This is a genomic window from Methanobrevibacter sp. TLL-48-HuF1, from assembly GCF_023617305.1.
Classification (GTDB): Archaea; Methanobacteriota; Methanobacteria; order Methanobacteriales; family Methanobacteriaceae; genus Methanocatella; species Methanocatella intestini.
Genome location: NZ_CP081485.1, coordinates 1,662,855 through 1,683,992, shown reverse-complemented (window position 1 = coordinate 1,683,992; position 21,138 = coordinate 1,662,855). Strand labels below are relative to the sequence as shown.

Annotated in this window: 8 protein-coding genes and 1 pseudogene; 2 read left to right on the top strand and 7 right to left on the bottom strand. The window is 26.2% G+C overall.

Going from position 1 to position 21,138, the window contains the following annotated elements; genetic code table 11:
* Positions 1 to 125: 125 nt before the first annotated feature.
* Positions 126 to 1,337 (top strand): annotated as a pseudogene (locus tag K4897_RS07930) (transposase).
* 47 nt (positions 1,338 to 1,384) lie between these two features.
* On the opposite strand, the gene K4897_RS07925 reads toward K4897_RS07930, so the two are convergent.
* The 3 genes from K4897_RS07925 to K4897_RS07915 form a co-directional block, all read right to left on the bottom strand.
* Positions 1,385 to 2,104, bottom strand: coding sequence for a hypothetical protein (locus K4897_RS07925; RefSeq protein WP_250415952.1), 720 nt, complete (start codon positions 2,102 to 2,104; stop codon positions 1,385 to 1,387).
* A 582-nt stretch (positions 2,105 to 2,686) separates the two neighbouring features.
* A complete protein-coding gene (locus K4897_RS07920) occupies positions 2,687 to 3,055 on the bottom strand; it encodes a transposase (RefSeq protein WP_250415950.1) in 369 nt (122 codons plus the stop codon).
* Between the two features lie 279 nt (positions 3,056 to 3,334).
* Positions 3,335 to 3,910: a hypothetical protein gene (locus K4897_RS07915; protein WP_250415949.1), complete on the bottom strand. Its 576-nt coding sequence runs from the start codon at positions 3,908 to 3,910 to the stop codon at positions 3,335 to 3,337.
* Positions 3,911 to 4,264: 354 nt separating this feature from the next.
* Between K4897_RS07915 and K4897_RS07910 the strand changes: the two genes are divergently transcribed.
* Positions 4,265 to 5,761, top strand: a complete 1,497-nt coding sequence (locus K4897_RS07910; RefSeq protein ID WP_250415666.1) for a transposase — start codon at positions 4,265 to 4,267, stop codon at positions 5,759 to 5,761.
* Positions 5,762 to 5,979: 218 nt separating this feature from the next.
* On the opposite strand, the gene K4897_RS07905 is transcribed toward K4897_RS07910, so the two are convergent.
* The 4 genes from K4897_RS07905 to K4897_RS07890 all read right to left on the bottom strand — a co-directional run bounded on the left by K4897_RS07905 (position 5,980) and on the right by K4897_RS07890 (position 21,129).
* On the bottom strand, positions 5,980 to 6,723 hold the full coding sequence (locus tag K4897_RS07905; protein WP_250415947.1) for a transposase: 744 nt from the start codon (positions 6,721 to 6,723) through the stop codon (positions 5,980 to 5,982).
* Between the two features lie 7 nt (positions 6,724 to 6,730).
* Positions 6,731 to 7,099, bottom strand: coding sequence for a hypothetical protein (locus K4897_RS07900; protein ID WP_250415945.1), 369 nt, complete (start codon positions 7,097 to 7,099; stop codon positions 6,731 to 6,733).
* 760 nt (positions 7,100 to 7,859) lie between these two features.
* Complete coding sequence (locus K4897_RS07895; protein WP_250415943.1) at positions 7,860 to 14,909, bottom strand: Ig-like domain repeat protein; 7,050 nt, start codon at positions 14,907 to 14,909, stop codon at positions 7,860 to 7,862.
* Between the two features lie 112 nt (positions 14,910 to 15,021).
* Positions 15,022 to 21,129, bottom strand: coding sequence for a hypothetical protein (locus K4897_RS07890; protein WP_250415941.1), 6,108 nt, complete (start codon positions 21,127 to 21,129; stop codon positions 15,022 to 15,024).
* Between the last annotated feature and the right edge of the window lie 9 nt (positions 21,130 to 21,138).

The following is a 21,138-nucleotide window of genomic DNA, read 5'->3' as shown; positions in this document are numbered from 1 at the left end:
TTTTTGAATTTTTTTACAGTTGAACTTTCATTTTGATGAAATTTCATTCTAATTTTTCTTTAATTTTAATATAAATGATTTAAAAATAGTAAATTACTTTAATAAGTGAGGACAAATAATGTTTTATGAGCAAACAAAACAAATCTGCCCTCAATAGTAATATAGACTTCATACAACTTAAACTTTATGATTTTTTTGATGAAAAAATTGATCAAGAAAAAATCATTTCAGAAAAGATTGAATAAAACACTTAATTTTGAAAATACTAATCATAAACTATTTTTAGATGAAAATAATACTTTTAAATATGATAATCCCATTTGTCCAGTTTGTGGAAGCCACAAAATAATCAAAAAAGGCACAATAAAGAAAAACAAACAAAATACTAATGGAAAAACAACAGAATTCAAAGAACAGCAATATCAATGCAAAAAATGTGGAAAAAAATTCTAAAATATACAATAATCCATTAATTGGTGAAAATAAACAATTTTTACAAGAAATAATGGATAAAATTCCAGGAATAATGAAAATAGGGTACCAATCACTTCATAAAAATAAGTAAATACTTTCATAATATTCCTTGGAATCAGAATATCTCATCAAACAATCAAGAACTGGTCTGACAAAAATCACGAAGAAAGCATCAGCAATGAAAAATTTGAATATTCTGGCTATTATTTATATGATGAGCAATTTTTAAGACTTAATGGAACTAGACACTACAGATTAACTTTATTTGATGCAATACTCAATATTCCAGTCACAGAACGAATAGTACGTCGCAGAATACCAAAAAACACGAAAAAATTTATCTTAGAATCAACAGAAAATAAACCATTCATTTGCCTAACAACCGATTTATTCCCACTGTATCGTAATGTAGCAGATGAAATAGGAGTAAAACATCAATTGTGCATATTTCATTTGTTTCAAACAATAAACCATAAAATTAAAAGTATATTGTAGAAGAAACAAGATTAATGGAAAACAAAGAGACCATATTTACGAAAATGCACAAGAATTAAAAAACTGTTTCAGACAAAAATCAAAAAAAGAAGCAATAGAACAATTTAAACAATATTTTACAAAAATATACGACCATACCAGTTGTTTTAAAAGATTTCATAAGAAAACACATCATAAATCACTCCCACAGATACATAGAATATCTTGATGATGAAAATATAGAAAAAACATCCAATAAAGTCGAAAATTACTACAGACAAACCAATCCTAAAAAAATAAAGAAAATATACAAAACCAAAAATGGAATCCTGACATTTTTAGACTATCAAATGCAAAATTGGACTGAAAAACACATTAAAATCAAATAAGCCTATAAAATTTTACAGACTCAAAATTATCTACAATAACAGGTTTGTCATTTTGTTAGTTGGAATTTTATTTTTTTCATCCATCCATTTTTTCTGTTGCATATTTGGTTGAATATTCCGTTCATTGTTTTGTATCGTTTTTTCTCAGCTTTGGGTAGTGTTGCATGGAAGTACATTTCAGAACAATTGTCAGTTCGGGTTAATTTTCCTTTAAATTCTTTTTTAAGGAACCATAAGAATTTTTTATATTCTGGGAAAAATTTTTTTATTAGGTAATTTTTTAAAACTTCTGGAAAATTATTTATTTCATTTTTTAATAAGTTAATGTAATTTATTGCTTTATTATATGTTTGTTGTTCAAATAATTCGAAAAATAATTGTTTATAAATGTTTATTTCATCTTTTAATGTGTTAAGTTCTTTTTTAACTAATTTATTTAATTGGTATTGTGAGATTTTTTTATTTTTATTTTGGAATTGAATTCTAAATTCAATGTCTTTTTGTTTTAAATATTTTTTAATTCGTTCATTAATGGCTAATCTTAGGTGATATATGCAATGTTGGTGTTTAAATCCTAGTTTCATCATGATACTATCGTATCCTGGTTTTAAATCAGTTACAATGGCTTTTCGTTCCTTTGGTTTTAGTGATTTGTTGATGAAATCATATGATGTTTTAAGGTCTTCATTAGGACTTAATAACTCTGCAACTGGTGCATTATTAACTAAATCAAATAATAAATGCCTATAATGGAAACCATCATCCAATGGTTCCCATTGAACATCATAACCATAAAAACCAGAAGGTATTATTTCTTTATTTAAATAAAATAAGTCATCAGTTATTATTTGAGCTTTACGGACTGTTTCATGAGAAATCGCGACTCTGTTGAAATCCTATTTTTCTATTTTGATTGATTGAAGAATATTGTAAAATGTTGTTTTGAGTCTTGTTTCCTTGTTTTGTAGTCTTGTACTTTTACTTTTGTTGTTTCCGTTTAATTTTCTTTTTATAACACTAAATACGCTTTCTGCATTGTTTTCTTAGTGAGTATATTTCTTTGTTGAATGTTTTTTGGCTTAATCGTCTGTACCAACCGTGTCTGAAGTTGGATTTAAGTAGTATTTGGTCGGATGCTTTTATTTCTTTGTTTATGCATTCCCTTATTTTTTCTGTGTCATATGCTTTGCCTGCTATTACATATTCTAGTTTATGTTTTTTTAAACTTCTAATGGACACTATTGCAAAGATTGTATCGTGTTTAGGTCCTCTTGCTGCTTGTGAATACAATATTAATCTTGAATCAACATTGATTGCAATGTGTGATTTGGTTTAAGTGTTTTCGTTCGTTATTGCGTATTTTTGCGTAATAATTTGTCTGCATTGTCGCTAGTGAATCCAGTACCATCAAGAGCCACATATTTAACTTTAATTTCCAAATTATTAAGTATTAATGTTGTTATTTTTTCAAACATGTTTGTAGGCATTCTTTTAAAGAATTTCTGCAATGTTGATGGATCCGGAGCATTTTTAATACTTAAATAACTCCTTAATCTATCTGAAAACTCCAAATATTCACTTATTTGACGATAAGTTAATTTTAAATAAATTTTTAACACCAAAATAGTCAAAAGTGCAGGTTGAGAATATAATTGCTTAGAATAACGACTGGAATACTTATTTAAAGATAATTTAGCATAAACTGTAGGTGTATTCAATTAATTTAATCAATTCATTGGTCTTATAACAGTTTTTACTCTTATTTTTAATTTTTTTGAAAAATTTTCGTGGACTGCTTTTTGAACCCAAAATCCAAAAGAGTTTTATACTTTAAACAACTAATTAATGATTGGAGAATGTTTATTTTCGTTATTCATATATATAAATATTCTCCATTCAAGTATATAAAACTTATTAAAAACTATTTTTAAATATCACTGATTAATTTAAAATTATACCAAATTTAACAAATAAATAACAAGATATAATTAAAATAACTAAAAATTCTTCAAAAAATCATAGTCGATGTGCAACTTCAACTGTAAAAAATTATAGGATTTCAACAGAGTCGAAATCGCAACACCAGAAAAAATTTGATACAAATCTTTCATTTTACGAAACGGATATCCGCTTATTTCACGAACACTAATTGATTGTGCTTTAGTTTCATTAGAAAAATTACAATAATTTTCATACTGATCTGTAAATTCAGTTTGAGAATACTTACCACAAACTGGACAATAATACCTCTGAACTTTAGCAGTATAATGCTCACCATCCTCAGTTATCAAATCCCTAACATTATAACCATGTTTTGTAACTTTATGAGAATAACAATGTTTACAAAAAGGATCCGAATAAGAAAACACACCCTTTTCATCCATATCAAAAGACACATCACTTGGTTTTTCACATTTAACTTCATAAAAAGGATTCATTAACTCTAATTGAACACTATTATCTTCCATTTCAGACACAGATTCACGTTCAACAGTATCTTCACATTCAACACAAAATATATATTGAATAGATTTCATATTATTAATTGGAGATGTTTTTTTAAGCTCATACATAATAATAATTAAGCATCTCCAATAATATAAAACTATTAATTTTAATTTCTGATTTTACAAACACAAAAAAAAATATAAAAAAACCCACACCAAACAATAAAAACAATGGGTGTCCGCCAAAATTGATTTTTGATTTTTCGTCAAAAAAATTTTTGGGCTTAATTTTTATTATTTTTAATATATTTCAATTAATTTTTGTTTATTTTATTTTATTTGGTTTAATTATTTTTTAAATTATTGTTTAGTTTTATTTTATTCTTATTTTTGATTTTTAATGGTTTTAAGACAGTTAAGTTTATATACTTTGTTGTACATATTTTATATTAGATATAAGTTGTTTTGGTGTTGTTATTTATGGTTAAAAGAAAGTTTGATAGGAATCAGGCAAAATTGGGCATTAATACTCTTGATTGGAATGTTCCGGAGAATCATATTTCTCGTTTTGTTGTTGAATTTGTTGAAGAAGTTTTTCCACTTTTAAATATCAAAGAACCCAAGAAAAAGAAAGGAAGAGACTCCCTTCCAGTGGATTCCATGTTAAAATTGCTTATTTATGCCAAAATCCAACATATTGATAGAACATCAATAATTGCAGATATGGCGCGATACCATGATATATTTAAATACGTGTGCGATGATATTAGACCTTCTGAAAGATCAATCCAAAGATATCGAAGAGAATATGGCCATTATTTTGAAGTATTGCTGCAAATGACATTAAAAAAGGCCTTTGATGAAGGATTCACTGAATTTAATCACGTTGCCATTGATGGAACCATCAAAAAAGCATACAATTCCAACAACAACACCATTACAAAAAAAGAAACTCAAATATTGATCGATTACTACGAAGGACGACCTATTGACCCTGAATGTCTTGAAAAACTTCACAAACCTGCTCAAAGATTATTGGAAAAGAAAGACATAGATGATGAAGATAAATTAGAACTATTATATGGAATAAAAACACAATTTACATTCACAGGACAGGATAAAATTCCAGTAAATGATATAGAAGCAAGATTTATGAAAGGAAAGAAAGGAAACTTCATGGTTGCTTATAATATCCAATCTGCAGTCGATTATGATACCAAATTAATCTGTGCAATAAACGTCACACAAAACCCGACAGACCACTACGAACTACCAATAATCGCAGAAAGAGCAATAAGAAACATTAACACCACACCAAAGTATATAAGTGCCGATACAATATACTTAAACCAAATATCACTATCATACTTAGCAGATAAAAAAATAGATGGTTTAATACCAAATAGAAAGCAAAGTAAAGAAAAAATAGGAAAATTAAATCCAAATCCATACCATAAAGACCATTTTGAATATGATTATGAATTAGATGCATTCAAATGCCCAAAAAATCAATATATGCACTTTTTCGCAAAATACATCGAACCACACAAAGATCCAGAAAAACCAGACAAAATAAAAAGACTCTACAACAATTATGAAGCCTGTAAAAACTGCAAAGCACGAAACAAATGCTTAACAGGCAAACAAACACACAAAACCATCACAGAATACGGATCAGAAATGCAAAAAGCAATGAACGAAAAAATGGAAAAACAGGAATATAAAGACGAATATAGCAAAAGATCAAGCGTTGAAGGACCATTTGGAATATTCAAAGAACAATTCCAAATAGAAAAAGAAGTAGTCATCGGAATGGTAAAAACAGAAGAAAGAATAAACTTAGATGCATTAGCATATAATTTAATACGACTACACAACATAAAACAAGAAATAAAAAACACAACAGAAGATTTAGAAGATTTCTGCGAAAGCACATCCATTAAAAACCAATTAAAACTTGATGTAACAATATTTTAAAAAAAATCAACAAGTCAGCCAAAATTCAATTTTGGCGGACACCCCAATAAGAAAAAAAGAAACAACCACCATTTAAACAAAAAAACACCCAATTTAATAAGAAAAAAATCTAAAAAACACACAAATAAATAAGACAAATATATAAATGAGTGTTGGCAGAAATTATTAAGATTTGAACATTTTTTCATTTCACCATCCTCGATATTTTAATATGTTTTTTAACTCGTTGATACGAATCTTATTGAACTGATAACTGAATGTAAGTCTAAATTATGTTCTTTTATGAGGTTGAATAACCGTATTAAATTATAGGCTGCCACAATTGTGTACATTAAGTTTTGAACTCTTTTTAATCCAGTTATGGGGAGCTTGTCATAGTGATAAACATTTTTGAAAGTTCCATTGTGTGCTTCAACAGTCTTGGAATGTTTTTTATATTCTTTTATTCCTTCTTCTGTGGACATTAATCTCTCAGTTTTATATGAAACTTCATGTACATATCTTGTTATTGTTCTATGGTTCTTATTGTAACATATTCCTTTGTATTCACAGTTTTTACATGCAAAGTAGTTGGAATAGACTAATTTGATTTTATTTCCCCTTTCTTTTTCTTGTGGGGCCGGATATGCTCCATCAAGAGTTAATTCTTTATTATTGGGACAAATGAAAACATTTTTATATTCATCAAAAACAAAGTAATCAATAGCAAATGGATTGTCAGGTTGTTTACCTGAATTCTCTCTATTTTGCTGTAATGTTGGAATTAAGGCAGTTATACCCAAGTTATCTAAATATCGCAAATTCGCTAGTGTTGAATAAATTGTATCTGCGCTAATTTTTTGGGGTTTGATTTGTAAATTAACGAGGATTTGATTCATTAATGCAGGAATTTGATAATGATCCGTGGGATTTTGAACTGCATTAACTCCACAAATTAACTTAGATTCTGTATCAGTTCCCAATTGAATGTTAAATGAAATATTTAAGATACTTCTGTCCTTTATCTTTAGTTTTCATTAATCTAGCATCATAATCATTCAAAGCAAGCGACACCTGACCTGAATAATCGAGCAAATGCCACCAATAAAAAAGAATATCAACTTTTTCTTCATCAGATTTTGATTTGTCATTTAAAAATTTCCTTGCAGTCCTTCTAAGCTTTTTAATCTCATCCTTTGTTAATTCTTGAATCACATAATGCCTTATTAACAAACTAATGTCTTTTTCTTTGATTATATTGAAAGGAGAGTTATAAGCTTCTTTAATAGTACCATCAATTGAAACATGTTCAAAATCAGTCAAAACCATCCTATTTGCCACAATTAATATAAAACTCATTACCAATCGATAGATCGGTTGAAAATAAACACAATAATCTCTTATTGTCCTATCACTCGGTTCTATACCATGTGAAATAATATTATACAAATAATTATGCTTAGCATTATAAGCCAACACTATAGAACTTGTTATTTTATTAATATACCCATAAAAAATAAGTTTAATTATATCCTTCAGATTAAAAGGTGGCTTTCCGGGACCTGATGTGTCACGTTCAATTTTAAAGAAATTAAAAGTACCATCAATGATTTTCTGAAGCAAGATACATGAGTTGAAATTCTTCCTCCATTTTTTCAATTTCTCCACTAAAATCATTCAAAATATATCTATTCAAAATCATATATATCAAAACTCCAAATACTCCATTAAATAATTATAAAATTAATTATAATTAATTATATATTTATATTTTCTAATATAAATAGATTTTAATTACTTTTATTAAGAATAACATTACATATAATCTAATTATTAATTATTACTAAAAATACATTAGATTTAGCAAAAATCAATAAAAATTTCATAGTCAAATGTAAAAAATAAAGTATATTCTATAAAAAAAATAGTTCAATATATTAATTGAACATTTTTAAAAAAAATAAGGTAAAAATTAATATTAAATTAAACATTAATCAAATGCTAATAATTTCTGCCAACACTCATATTTTAAAAAAAATCAATAAATCCTCAAAAAATCAATTTTGGCGGACACCCAATATATAAAAAAAGAAAGTAAGAGAATTATTTAAAATTCTCTTTAAGGATTGATTTTTATTGTGTTTCCTGTTTGGAAGTCATTCCAATAGGAAGTTATAATGTATTCACCAGCCATTAATCTGATTCCTAAGCTTGCAATACCATCTTTATTAGTAACTTTGTGATAGAATACACCATTTACGTTAAATGATACATTTTGATTAGCTAATGGCTTACCTTGACCATCTAAAGTTAAAGCAGTAAAATTACTGCCGTCTAAGTATTTCATATTTAAATCTTTAGTTACTAATGTTGGTATGACGCTGACTTTGTTTCCAATATCCAAACCGTCATACATTGTTGTAATGGTATAGTTTCCTGGTCTTAAAGCTATTCCTAAGCTTGCAACACCATTTTCATCTGTTTTTTTGTGATAGAACACACCGTTGATGTTAAATGTTACTTCTTTGTTTACTGCTAAAGATCCGTCTTTGTTGTAGATAGTTGCTTGGAACTTAGAAGAATTTAAGTAATATTTGGTTAAATCGTTTTGCATGATTAATGATTTTACGGTTATGTTAAATCCTTTTTCTTCACCAGTTACAGGGTTGTAAGCAGTTAAAATGTAAGATCCAGGTCTTAACATGATACTCATGTCAGCTACACCATCTTTATCTGTCTTTTTAGTATAGAAAACCCCATGGATGTTAAATTTGATTTCTGTGTTGGCCAGTGCTTTTCCAGTGCTGTCAGTAAACTTAGCATAGAATCTGGTATCATTTTGATACATTTTAACTAAATCATCAGCTACAATAGTAGGATTAATAGTAACGGTAATATTTTTACTTACTTTATCATACATATCAGAACCATTATAATAAACAGAAGCACCATATACACCAGAACCTAAGTTTAACCCTATAGAAGCAGAACCATTAGCATCAGTAAATCTAACATAAGTTACACCATTAATACTAAAGTAAACAGTAGCATTAACAATAGGATTACCTTTATAATCAGTTAAAACAGCAACCATCCTAGTACCATCCTTATAAATCATCACAATATCAGAAATGTTTAAATTAACTTTCTTGTTAATATTCACAGTTACATTAAATTTGATAGATGATTGAACATATTTTTCATCCCCACTGTAAATTACAGTTACATTGTATTTACCTGCATTCAATGGTGCAATGACAACTTTTGCACTACCATTTAATACTGTAGCTGTGTAATGTTTATTATTAATTACAATAGTTACATTATCATGTGCATCATTTGGTAAAAATACTTCAAGTGTAGCACTTTCACCAGCAATTAATGTAGAGACATTAACATTAATTTTATAATCTGATACTTTAGAAACTATAAACTCAGTTGTGTCTTCACTTGATAAATATTTATTATCTCCATTATATGATACTTTTACAGAGTAATTTCCACTTAATAAATCATTTATAGTTAAAGTAACCCCCCCATCAGTGATATTTTCAATATATTGCTTATTACCCACAACAAAAGTAACATTACCAGTTACACCAGAGGTCACAACAGCACGAATAACAACAGTTTCACCAACCAATATATCTTTAATATTATCTAATTTAATTGATGAATCCATTTTTGATACACTAAATATAGTTGAGTTTACACATGGCAAATAATTAGCATTTCCACCATATTTTGCAGATACTGTATAATCACCATAATCTAAATTATCAAATGTTACATTAGCGTTACCATCCATAATAGTGGCTGTTTTAGTAATATTACCTAACTTAAAGACAATGTCTCCAGTAACACCATCAGTTATAACTGCACTAATAAGTGCATTTTCACCAACATTAATATCTTCCCCACGGACAATAATTATAGTTTTAGTTTGATTTACAATAACAACATTAGAACTACTTGATCCAAAGTATTGATTATTTTCACTGAAACTAATTTTAATATTATACTTACCAACATTTAGTTTACCTAAATTAAATATAGCTACCCCTTCATCATTAGATATGGCACTATATTTTTGACCATCAATATCAATAGTAATAGTGGCTCCTTTAATAGGATTTTGATTAACATCACTGATAGAAACATTATATAAAATCATATTTCCATAACCAACAGTTAAGTTATTAGCTACTAAAGAAGTATTAGATTTAGTAATATTTAAAGATAAAACCTGTTTATCAACAATTGCAGTTACTTTACCTTCAGTAGCAGCAATACCCACAACATGAGCAAAATTATTAACAAACTTCACAGTAATATTATTCAAACCATTAAAAGTAACATTTCCTAAAAACTCAGCCAATCTTGTAGGAACAAAATTAGCTAATGTAGAACCATTACTCGATTTAAAAGTAATTGTTAATTCAACAACATCACCAACATGAATGTCACTAACATTAGCAAATAATTCAGCTACAACCCAATTGGTTAATACATATCCAGAACCATTTATTTGTGAAATAATTTCTTCAAAACTTGTATTATTACCCCACCAATTATTATCCACTATAATTTTACCAGAACCATGAAGATAAACAAATGACTGATTATTTGTAAATAAATTTAAATTATTAATAACTACTGAATTATAAACATCCACAACACAATTTGAGTTTACACTAATAAGTGCACCTTCACTTGAATTAACAACATTATTTATGAAAATAGAATCATTAATTAAAAATTTACCAAGATATATTTCAGCTGCACCTTCATATCCCCTAACAGAAACAATATACTTTGATGCAAAATTATTTTTAAAGGTATTATTTATCATCATAACAGACATAGATCCAGTTTGACCTCCTAATGATCTAATTCCTTTATAAACACAACTATCTGTAGAATTAATTAATTCAAAAACAGAATTTGCAATAGTTACATTATAATCATCATATTTATCAAGTACAGAGAAACTTAATGAAATTACCTTATTTCCAGAAATATTCACAAAATTACAATTATCAATATCTGCATTGGCAGAATTAATACTTAAAATATCTATTCCATAAATGTTGCTAAATTCACAATTAATAAATTTTCCACATGCTGTAGTAATAGCTTGATAATAAGTTGGAGGAATCCATCTAACCTCATTAGATATAGAAATTAAACTACAAATAGGCATATTGCTATCTAATAAATTGTAAGTAATATTATTAAATTTAGAATCAACAATGTTTAAATCTCCCCCATCTGAATAAATTAAAAATCCTTTTTGTCCAATTTTATAAGTTCCACTAATGTTTTCAAAAGTACAATTTAAAATATTAATACCTGCAAAAGCAGCCTCTGATTTAATTATTCCATAATCATATCCACAGGTAATATTAATAAATTTACAATTATCAATAGTTAAAGTATCTCCATATGCATCGAAAATAAAATTTTTGGACATGTCCAAATTAATAAAATTTAAATTAATAATATGGGCATCATGATAAAATCTGAAAAATGAAGATGGAGAATTAAATTGAACATTGTTTCCTTCACCAATGATTGATAATCCATAATGGTTAATGTTAATAAAACTTGTATTATAAACACCATCTACAATATGAATAGTTGCACCAACAAAAGAAGATAATGTTAATGCTTTACTTAATGTTGCAACAGGATTATCTTTAGAACCATTACCATTAATATCATCCCCATTAACAGATACCCACACATCATTTAAAACTTGAGAATTATTAAAGTTTAAAACAGCAGTTTTAACAATAACATTATTAGATGTTCCAAAAGTACCATTAAGAATAAAATTACCATTTAATTTCATATTGATTGTTGAAGTAACTATCCCATCTTTTAAATAAGCAGTGCTTATGGAATTTCCATTTAATAAAAATTTAACCATTACATTATTATTTTGTGCAGTTGCAGTAATTGGATGATTCATATCATCAGTTACAGTAGCATTAACAGTAAATGAATTTTCTGAAATATTAGAAGTGCAATTATTATTAATGTTTAAAATCACATTATCAACAACACCTGTAGTTAATACATACTTACCAACAGATGCAGTAGGATTAATCATAGTATTATTTTTTAAATATAAATAATTAGTATTATAAATAACACCACCCTGTTTGGCAGTAGTGTTCACAAATTTAGAATTTATAATATATAAATATCCAGTATTATAAATAGCTCCTCCACGAACAGTAGCCCTAGTTCCAGCAGCAGTAGCATTAATAAAAGAAACATTATCAATAATTAAATTACCATTATTGACAATTGCACCACCTGCAGAATTGCTCTTATAAGTATTAATAATACATAAATCCATTAAATTAACATGTGATTCTTCGAATATATCATCAATAAATCTTCCATTTTTATTTAAATTAATTATAGTTTTATCACCACAACCAGCCATAGTAAAATTACCTTCACCTGCATTTATTTCTAAAGCAGTAGATAAATTAAACATTCCTTCACCAATATAAATAATATTATTATAAGCATTGGCTTCACTTATGCCTTTTTCAATAGTTTTATAAGGTTTATCTTTAGAACCATCCCCCATCTCATCATTACCATCAATAGCTACATAAATTTCACGATTCATTAAAGGAGTGATTTTCAAAGTAGCAGTTTTAACTGTGTAATTTTTAAGATTATCTGAACCTGCAGAAACTAAATATGTGCCATTTAATAATTTTTTATAATTTAATACATATTCACCATTTGCTAAATTATAATCTTCTTCGATTAATTCATCATTTAAATAAAAAGATAAATAATCTACAGTTATTACATTTCCATTATCATCAAGTATTTTAGCTTTTAAAGTAACACCAAAACTTTCAATATCAACAGTTTTATTATCTAAAACACTAACAATAGCATTATTAACTACTCCACCATTAACATAGACATAATTATCTTTAGGAGAAACACAATTAATTACTGTATTATTAGTTAAATATAACTCACCAGAATTCATATAAATTGCTGCGCCCTTACTAGTTGCAGAACTATTAATAAAACGATTATTATTTAAATTAACAACATTATTATCAATATGAATACTTCCACCTAAATCTGATGAACAATTAATAAATGTAGAGTTATCCACAGAAAAACCAGAACCTTTAATTGCACAGCCTTTAATGAATGTACAGTTACTTATATTACCCATACTATAAACTGAAGGCTTTCCATTTTCTACACCATAAAATATAGAATTTGAAATAACAGAAAAACCAGAAGCATAAATTGAATTAGCAGAATTTCCACCATTATTAATAAATATGGAATTATTAATCTGAATATTCTTGTAAACACTGTGTATTGCTCCCGCATAATATCCTTGATTATCTTTAAAAGTACAATTATCTACAATTAAAGAACCATCCTTAAGAACATTAATTACACTAGAAGATCCATATTTACCTTTACCATTTACAAAAGATAAATTATACAATTTTAGATTACAATTAGCCCCAATATTTGTGAAAATATTTTTATTATCCATATTTATAGTAACTTGCCCATCATAACCAATAATAGTCAAAGAAAGACCGGAAATAGTACAATCAATAGGATTTGACATAAGATAATCCCCACATTTTATATAAATTGTACTATCATATGTAGAAGATGCAACTTCAAAACCTTTTTCAATTGTTTTATAAGGATTATCTTCTGAACCATCGCCTAAAACATCATCCCCATCTTCAGCTATGTAAATTTTCTCATTTTTCTTTAGTGAAACTAAAAGAGTTGCATTTTTAACTAAAGTGTACTTAGTAAATGTAGCTGAAACTGTGCAGGCACCATCCAATATAACTTTAGTATTTAAATTTAAAGTTCCATTAATAACATCAGAAGAACCAACATATATACCATCAATATAAAATCTAATAGGCATATCTCCCCAGTCTCTACCTACAGTTATTCCATTACCATTATCATCAGTTAAAGTAGCTTTTAAATAAATATTGGATGAATTAATTCTTACTGAAGAATTATCTAAAATTGTAAGGTAATGAGGGCTTAGTAAACAATCACTCATACTGTTACCTGCTACAAAATATATCCCATTATCTTTCGGGGAAGAACAATTTTTTATTGTATTATTCATCAAATAAAGACTGCACCTAGTATATACATATATTGTTCCTTTATCATTAGCAGTATTATTCTCAAATAAACAATTTCTAATATCTGTACAATGTTCATTATCTAACATCAATGCAACACCCCTATTTCCAACATTATTGACAAATCTGGAATTATAAATAAAAGATTTACCCCTCTGTGTATCAATACACTTACCATTATTATATTCAAATAATGTGTCATTAACATTTAATATAGAATTATAATAATTACTTAACCTAATGGAATTTCCATTGTTTGATTTAAATGTAGAATTAATTATATCTAAATAAACTTTTCCATTATTGCTAATTGAATGTGACACAATTAAACTATTCCCAGTATTATTCACAATATTATTCACAATATTTGAATTTAAAATTTCAAGATTATTATAATTTTTAATTAAACTTCCAAAATTTGTAAATTTATTATTTTTAAAATCACAATTAATAATAAACATATTTCCATTATTAACAATCAAATTATCCGCGCCATAAAGATTCATAAAAACTAAATTTTTTAGAAAAATATTAGCTTCTTTATTTACATTTAAAAAAATACTACTCATCCCATAACCATTTATAATAGGCTGAGTATCACCATAACCACTGAATGATAAACTATTATTATTCTTATGATTAAAATTAATAGTCATATTACCATTATCTGTAATATTATACATTCCAGAAGCTATATGAATAACTGTTGTATGATTTTCAGTAACTACATTTACCGCTTCATTAATAGTTTTATATGGATTATTTTTAGAACCATCTCCCGAAATATCCACACTATTATTAACATAAATTTCAACATCATTTGTAGAATCATCTAAAAGAACATCATCTGAAACATCAGATAACATACTCTTTTCATGATTAAAATTGGCATTATTACAATTAGCAAAAGTATCATTTAAATCCATTGCATTAACAGAACTTAAACAAATAAAAAATACAATTAATAATGATAATACTGCCACACATTTCTTTTTAAAAATATTTTCACCCCAAATAAATTGAATTACTATCAAATTTAATTTAAAAATCCAAGCTTCAAAAAAAAATATTTTTTTATCATTAGCAAAAAATAAATCATTTAACTTCAAGAATTGTTTCACTTTTTAGACCATTTAAAGCATTACATGTAACAATATACTCCCCAGACATTAAACAAATTTTTAAGCTAGCAAACCCTTCACTATCAACCATACGAACATATGAAACATTGTTAACAGATATTGTTATTATTTCACCAATTAATTTAACTCCATCATAATCTGTTAATTTTGCTTTGAAATAATTTCCTTTACCCTCAAACAAAATTTTTGAAGGAACAGATAATACTGGCTGAGACTTTAAAATATTAATATAAGTAGACATTTCAAGTTTTGTAACTGTATCAACAACAGTTGCAATATAATTACCCGCATTTAAATTAATATTTAACCGTACAAATCCTTGATTATCAGTTGTTTTAGTATAAAAAACACCATTAATATTAATAATAACACTGGAATTAGACATTGCCTCACCTTTACCATTAAACAAATAAATATCGTAACCAGTATTTTCCCCTTCCATCATTGTTGTATTAAATAATAACAATGTAGATAAAACTGTTATATTATATGAACTTGCCATTTGTTTTAAATAAGGGTCATAAACTGTCAAAATATAAAATCCCGGATTAAGATTAATATTAAGTTTAACTACACCATTTTCATCAGTGCAACGAACATAAAATACACCATTAATATTCATAGATACATTAACACCTTTTAATGGATTACCTCCCACATCAACTAAATGTGCATAAAATTGACTATCATTACAATAATACTTAATTAAATTATTTGCAAGTATTGTTGAATAAACTGTTATATTATCTATTAAGGAATTTGATCTTTTATATGCTCCATCAGATGAAAAAACACAATAAATAGAATAAATACCTTCCCGTAAATTGATATTGATAGTAGCAACACCATTTTCATCAGTACTTCTAGTATAAACAACACCATTAATCGTGAACAAAATATTTTTAGACATTAAAGGATTATTATTTTCATCAAGTAAACAAACTTTATATTGTCCTTTTCCAATAAATGAAGAATTAGAATATTTTAATAATGTAGTAATTCCCATATAATTAATAACAACTAATTTTGATTTAAATTCGCTTGTAAAATAACCTTCAGAACCTAAATATTTACAATACACATCATAAGATCCTGAATTTAAATTGATGGTTAAACTAGCAACACCTTGATTATTAGTTATTCTGTTATATGTAACTCCATTAACAGTGAAACTAATCTTTTGATTAATTAATGGATTGTTATTTTCATCAAGTAACGTTACATTAAATAAATTGCCTTTACCTCTAAAAACAAGATAATCAGAGGAATTTAAAATAGTATTGATAGCATTTTTATCAACAATGACCAAATCTGAAACACATTCAGTTCCATGATACTCATTATTTCCATTAAAAATAGATTTAATAATATAATGTCCAGTAGCTAATCCAATATCTAAACTTACACAACCCTCATCATTAGTAACTTTATTATAAACTTTACCATTAACAGTTATAATAATATTTTCATTAGATAACGGATTATTTAGCATATCTCTTAAAACAACATTATACATACCATGTCCTTTAAATGTAAATGAATTATTAGTAATTAAAACTGAAGGAATTTTATAATCTTTATTTACAACTAACAAATTAGATGAAATAAAACTGCTAGAATATTTAAGATTTCCTTTAAAATAAGAATAAACCATATATTTTCCATAATTTAAACTAATTTTTAAAAAGGCCCTCCCCATATTATCAGTTATTTTAGTATAGTTTACACCATTAATAGATATTATAACTGTTTCACCAACTAAAGGATTCCCTACAGAATCAGTTAAGTGAACAACATAAAAATTACCTTTTTCTTTTAAAATAAGATTAGGATTAGTTTTTAATACGGATTTATCACCATGAATTGATACTTCTGTCAAAACAGCACCACCACCATACCATTTATCGCCTTCAAATTTAGATAAAACTTGATAATAACCCACCGGCAAATCTAATTTCAAAGATGCTACACCACTTTCATTTGTAAAAATAACATATGAAACATTATAATCTTTAGAATAAAAATTAATGTTAATTTTAGAATTAGTTAAAATATTATAATTATTATCAACTAAAACCCAAGTTAAATAACTTTCATTACCTACAACATCCAATGAAGAAACACCAATTAAAAGAGTTTCTATTTTATTTATAATAATATTAGAACTAAATTTTGAAGCACTGAAAAGTTTATTACCATTATATAAATAATTTATAATAAAATTTCCCGCCCCAAAATTCCAATTAAAAGAAAACAAACCATTATTATTAGTTTTAATTGTGAAATTTTTAATTAGAATATTATCTGAATAAATATTAATAATTAAAGACTCATTAACTAACCCATTACCATTTTTATCAGCCAAACTACCAGAAATATTAATAAATCTACCCGTATTATTCACGGATTCATTAGAATATATAAAAGTATCGATTTTATCAGGATTATCAACAACATTCACTGTCAAAAAAGTATAACAACTAGAATTCTCGCTATCGCCTGCAAAAACTAATTCAAATATATGTTCTCCTTTATTCAATGTATCATCAAGCTTAAATGATCCAACACCCAAATTATCAGTTACAAATGAACCTACAAAATTTCCATTATTATAAACTAAAATTTTTTTATTATCCAAACCAGTCCCATTAAGATAAGATAAATTAGATGTAAAATTAAGGTTCTGAACTTCATTAATAGTAATTGAACTTCCAGTAGTGATTTTAGTATTTAAATTAACTCCTTTTTGATTTATAATAACAATCACAGAAACATTAGCAGAATTATAATAATAATCTTCATCATTAACAAGAGGCAAATATTCTTTAGAAGCATTATATTGTTTTATTAATCCCCCATTGAATAAAATAGTATAAACAAAAACACCAGATTCATTTTCAATAATCGGCATACAAAATTCACCGTAATCAGAAACTAAAAAATCAATAAATGTTAAATTATTAACTGATTTATAATTATACAATTTACCAGAACTAACACATTTTCCCAAATAATCCCTATAATTTTCACATTTTATTAATTCACCGTTTTTATATACTGAAAAGTATCTTAAAGTAGATATATTAAATAATGGTTTATTTCCATCAACCCCTATGAAAAACTCAAACGGAATCTGATCACCAACAGATGCAATAACAATAGGATAATAAGAAAAGAAAATAACATCTTTAAATTTGTCATTATCATCCGGATAAATTGTAATACTTAAATTATTAAATGTACGGGAATGAATTAAATCACCATTATAAACAAAATTAAAATAATGAGTGCCTAAAGTGTTTAAATTATCAAATGATGAATTAACAAAACCAGAATTATCCGTGATTAAAGAATGAGAATAAACTCCATTTTCATAAACCTTAATTTCTGCATTTGGAATAAAATCACCATTTAAATCCACCAAAGTTAAATAAAATGTAAAATTATTGCCTAAACTAAAATTATTTGGATTATTATAATAATAAATATTTAATTTAGATAATTTTACAGATAATAAATTTCCTTTATTTAATAGAATAGGATTTGCTGCATAAGAATAACTACCCATTAAATAATATTCCCCATAATCTAATTTTTTAGAATAATCAACTGAAGCAAAACCCTCAATAACTTCACCAATTCCTAAATCAATTGTTTCACCAGATAACTCATTATATAAAACAAAAGTGACATTTCCGCCAGTAATAGGGTTTCCAAAATTGTCTGTTACATTAACATAGAATTTATTACTATCTGAAGAAACAAAAGTATCATTTAAAAATGAAACAACCAAATAGGAAATAGTAGATGTTGTGAATATATAATGGCCATAACCATAACCATTTAATCTAGCAACACAATCAAGCATACTATTTGAATATAATGTTAAATTAATACCCCCATTATAAATAGCTCCTCCAGAAATATTAGCATTGTCTTGTTTAAATAGATTATAATCAACAATCAACTCATTAGTGATAGTATAAATTGCTCCCCCATATATCGCACCATTTGAATTAAATGTATTATTTTGAATTTTGCCTCCACTTCCAGATAACCAAATTGCTCCTCCTTTAAATGCATGATTATTATTAAAAAATGAATTAACACAATAAATATTGTTTCCAGCACTATAAATTGCTCCACCATTTAAATTTGCAGAATTATTCAAAAATACGCAAGAAAGATACTCACAATCGGAACCTTGGCTAAATATTGCACCACCATTAGAATAATCATCATTTTTAGCTATATTATTTATAAACTTAGATTCATTGAAAATATTACCATTACCCGATGAATAAACAGCACCACCCCAATAGGCAACATTTCCTACAAATTCTAAATTTTTATAATTAATATGGCTACTACTATCATCAATAGCGCCCCCATAACCATTAACAACATTATTTATAAATTTAGAATTTTCATATGTTGAATAAACCTGATTTCCATCACCATTATTCCAAAATGAAGCTGAATAAACTCCACCTCCCCTTTTTAAAGCAAAGTTAGAGGTAAAATTAGAATTATTAATATGAATATTTCCAAGAGAATTACAAATAGCACCTCCATCTTTTGAAAGAGCAAAATTATTTAAAAATGAAGAATTACTTATGCAATTGTTAAAACCTGAACTTGATATAGCCCCACCCATTTCTGCATAATTATCTTTAAATAAAGAATTAGATATTTTAGAATTATTTCCAAAAAGATATAAAGCTCCCCCATTACACTCTTGATATAGATGTGCAAATTGTTTACTATAAATCATCCCATTACTCTCAAAAATTGAATTATTAATCATAATATTATTTAACTTTAAATAACATGCTCCTGCACCATAACCCATACGGAAAAAAATTTCATCAATATTATCATTTTTACTGCATGTGAAATAATTATTTCTAAAACTAGAATTTAAAATAAATACATTATAATATTTATTTAACCCATCAATATAATGAACTTTAGATGACATTTTATTATGATTAAAATCCCATGAAAGAATTGCACATCCTAAATAAGCAGAATTAAACTCAAAATTACATGAATCAAATAATGTATTATTACCTTCAAAATAAATTGCTCCTCCAACATCCGCAGCATTATTTAAAAAAGAACAATTGGTAAAACTCCAATTATTACCTTTGAAATAAATTGCTCCTCCTTCAGAATATACAAAAAACATCGTATGATTTGATGGACAATTTTCAAAAAATATTAATTTATTATAATTAAAAACAGAATTACTGATTATTGAAGAATTAGCTATACAAAATATTGCCCCTCCTTTTTGAAATGCTTGAATATCACTAACATAATTTTTAGAACTATGCTGATTAGAATAATTCCAATTTTTATAAGTGATAATAACATTATTATCAAATAAAGAATTATCAATAATTATTTTACCATAACTCGCAACAGCTCCTCCAAAAGCAAATTTCTGATTTGCACTACCTAATATATTATTAACAAAATAGGAGTTTTTAATATTTAAATAACCTTCATTATAAATTGCAGCACCATAAACATAATCCCATTCATTACCAATATCATAATTCTTAAAAACAAAGGAATTAGAAACTGTATTACTTAAAAAAGTACAATTAATTAATGTCAAATTTCCTGAATTAAATATAGCTCCACCTTTATATAAATCATGACCATTAATAAAAGTCAAATTAATTAAAACAACATTAGAGTTAGAAGAAATTACCAAAAGTCTATTTAAATTATCCCCATCAATAATGGTTTTATTAACTTTTTCACCAATCAAATAAATATTACTTGAATTAATGGATAAATTAGTATTTAATTTCCCAGAGTAATTCCCTTCACCAATATAAATAACTTTATCAGAATTCCCTACATTTAATGCTTTATCTATTGTTTTAAAAGAACTATTCTGAGTCAAACCATTATTTAAATCATTTCCATCCCCACTAACATAAATTGTGTCATTTATATCATTTAGTAAGTTATCTGATGCATTTACACAACCAATTGATAAAACAAACAATATTATTAATATAAATAACTTTAAATATTTTTTCAATTAAAAAAC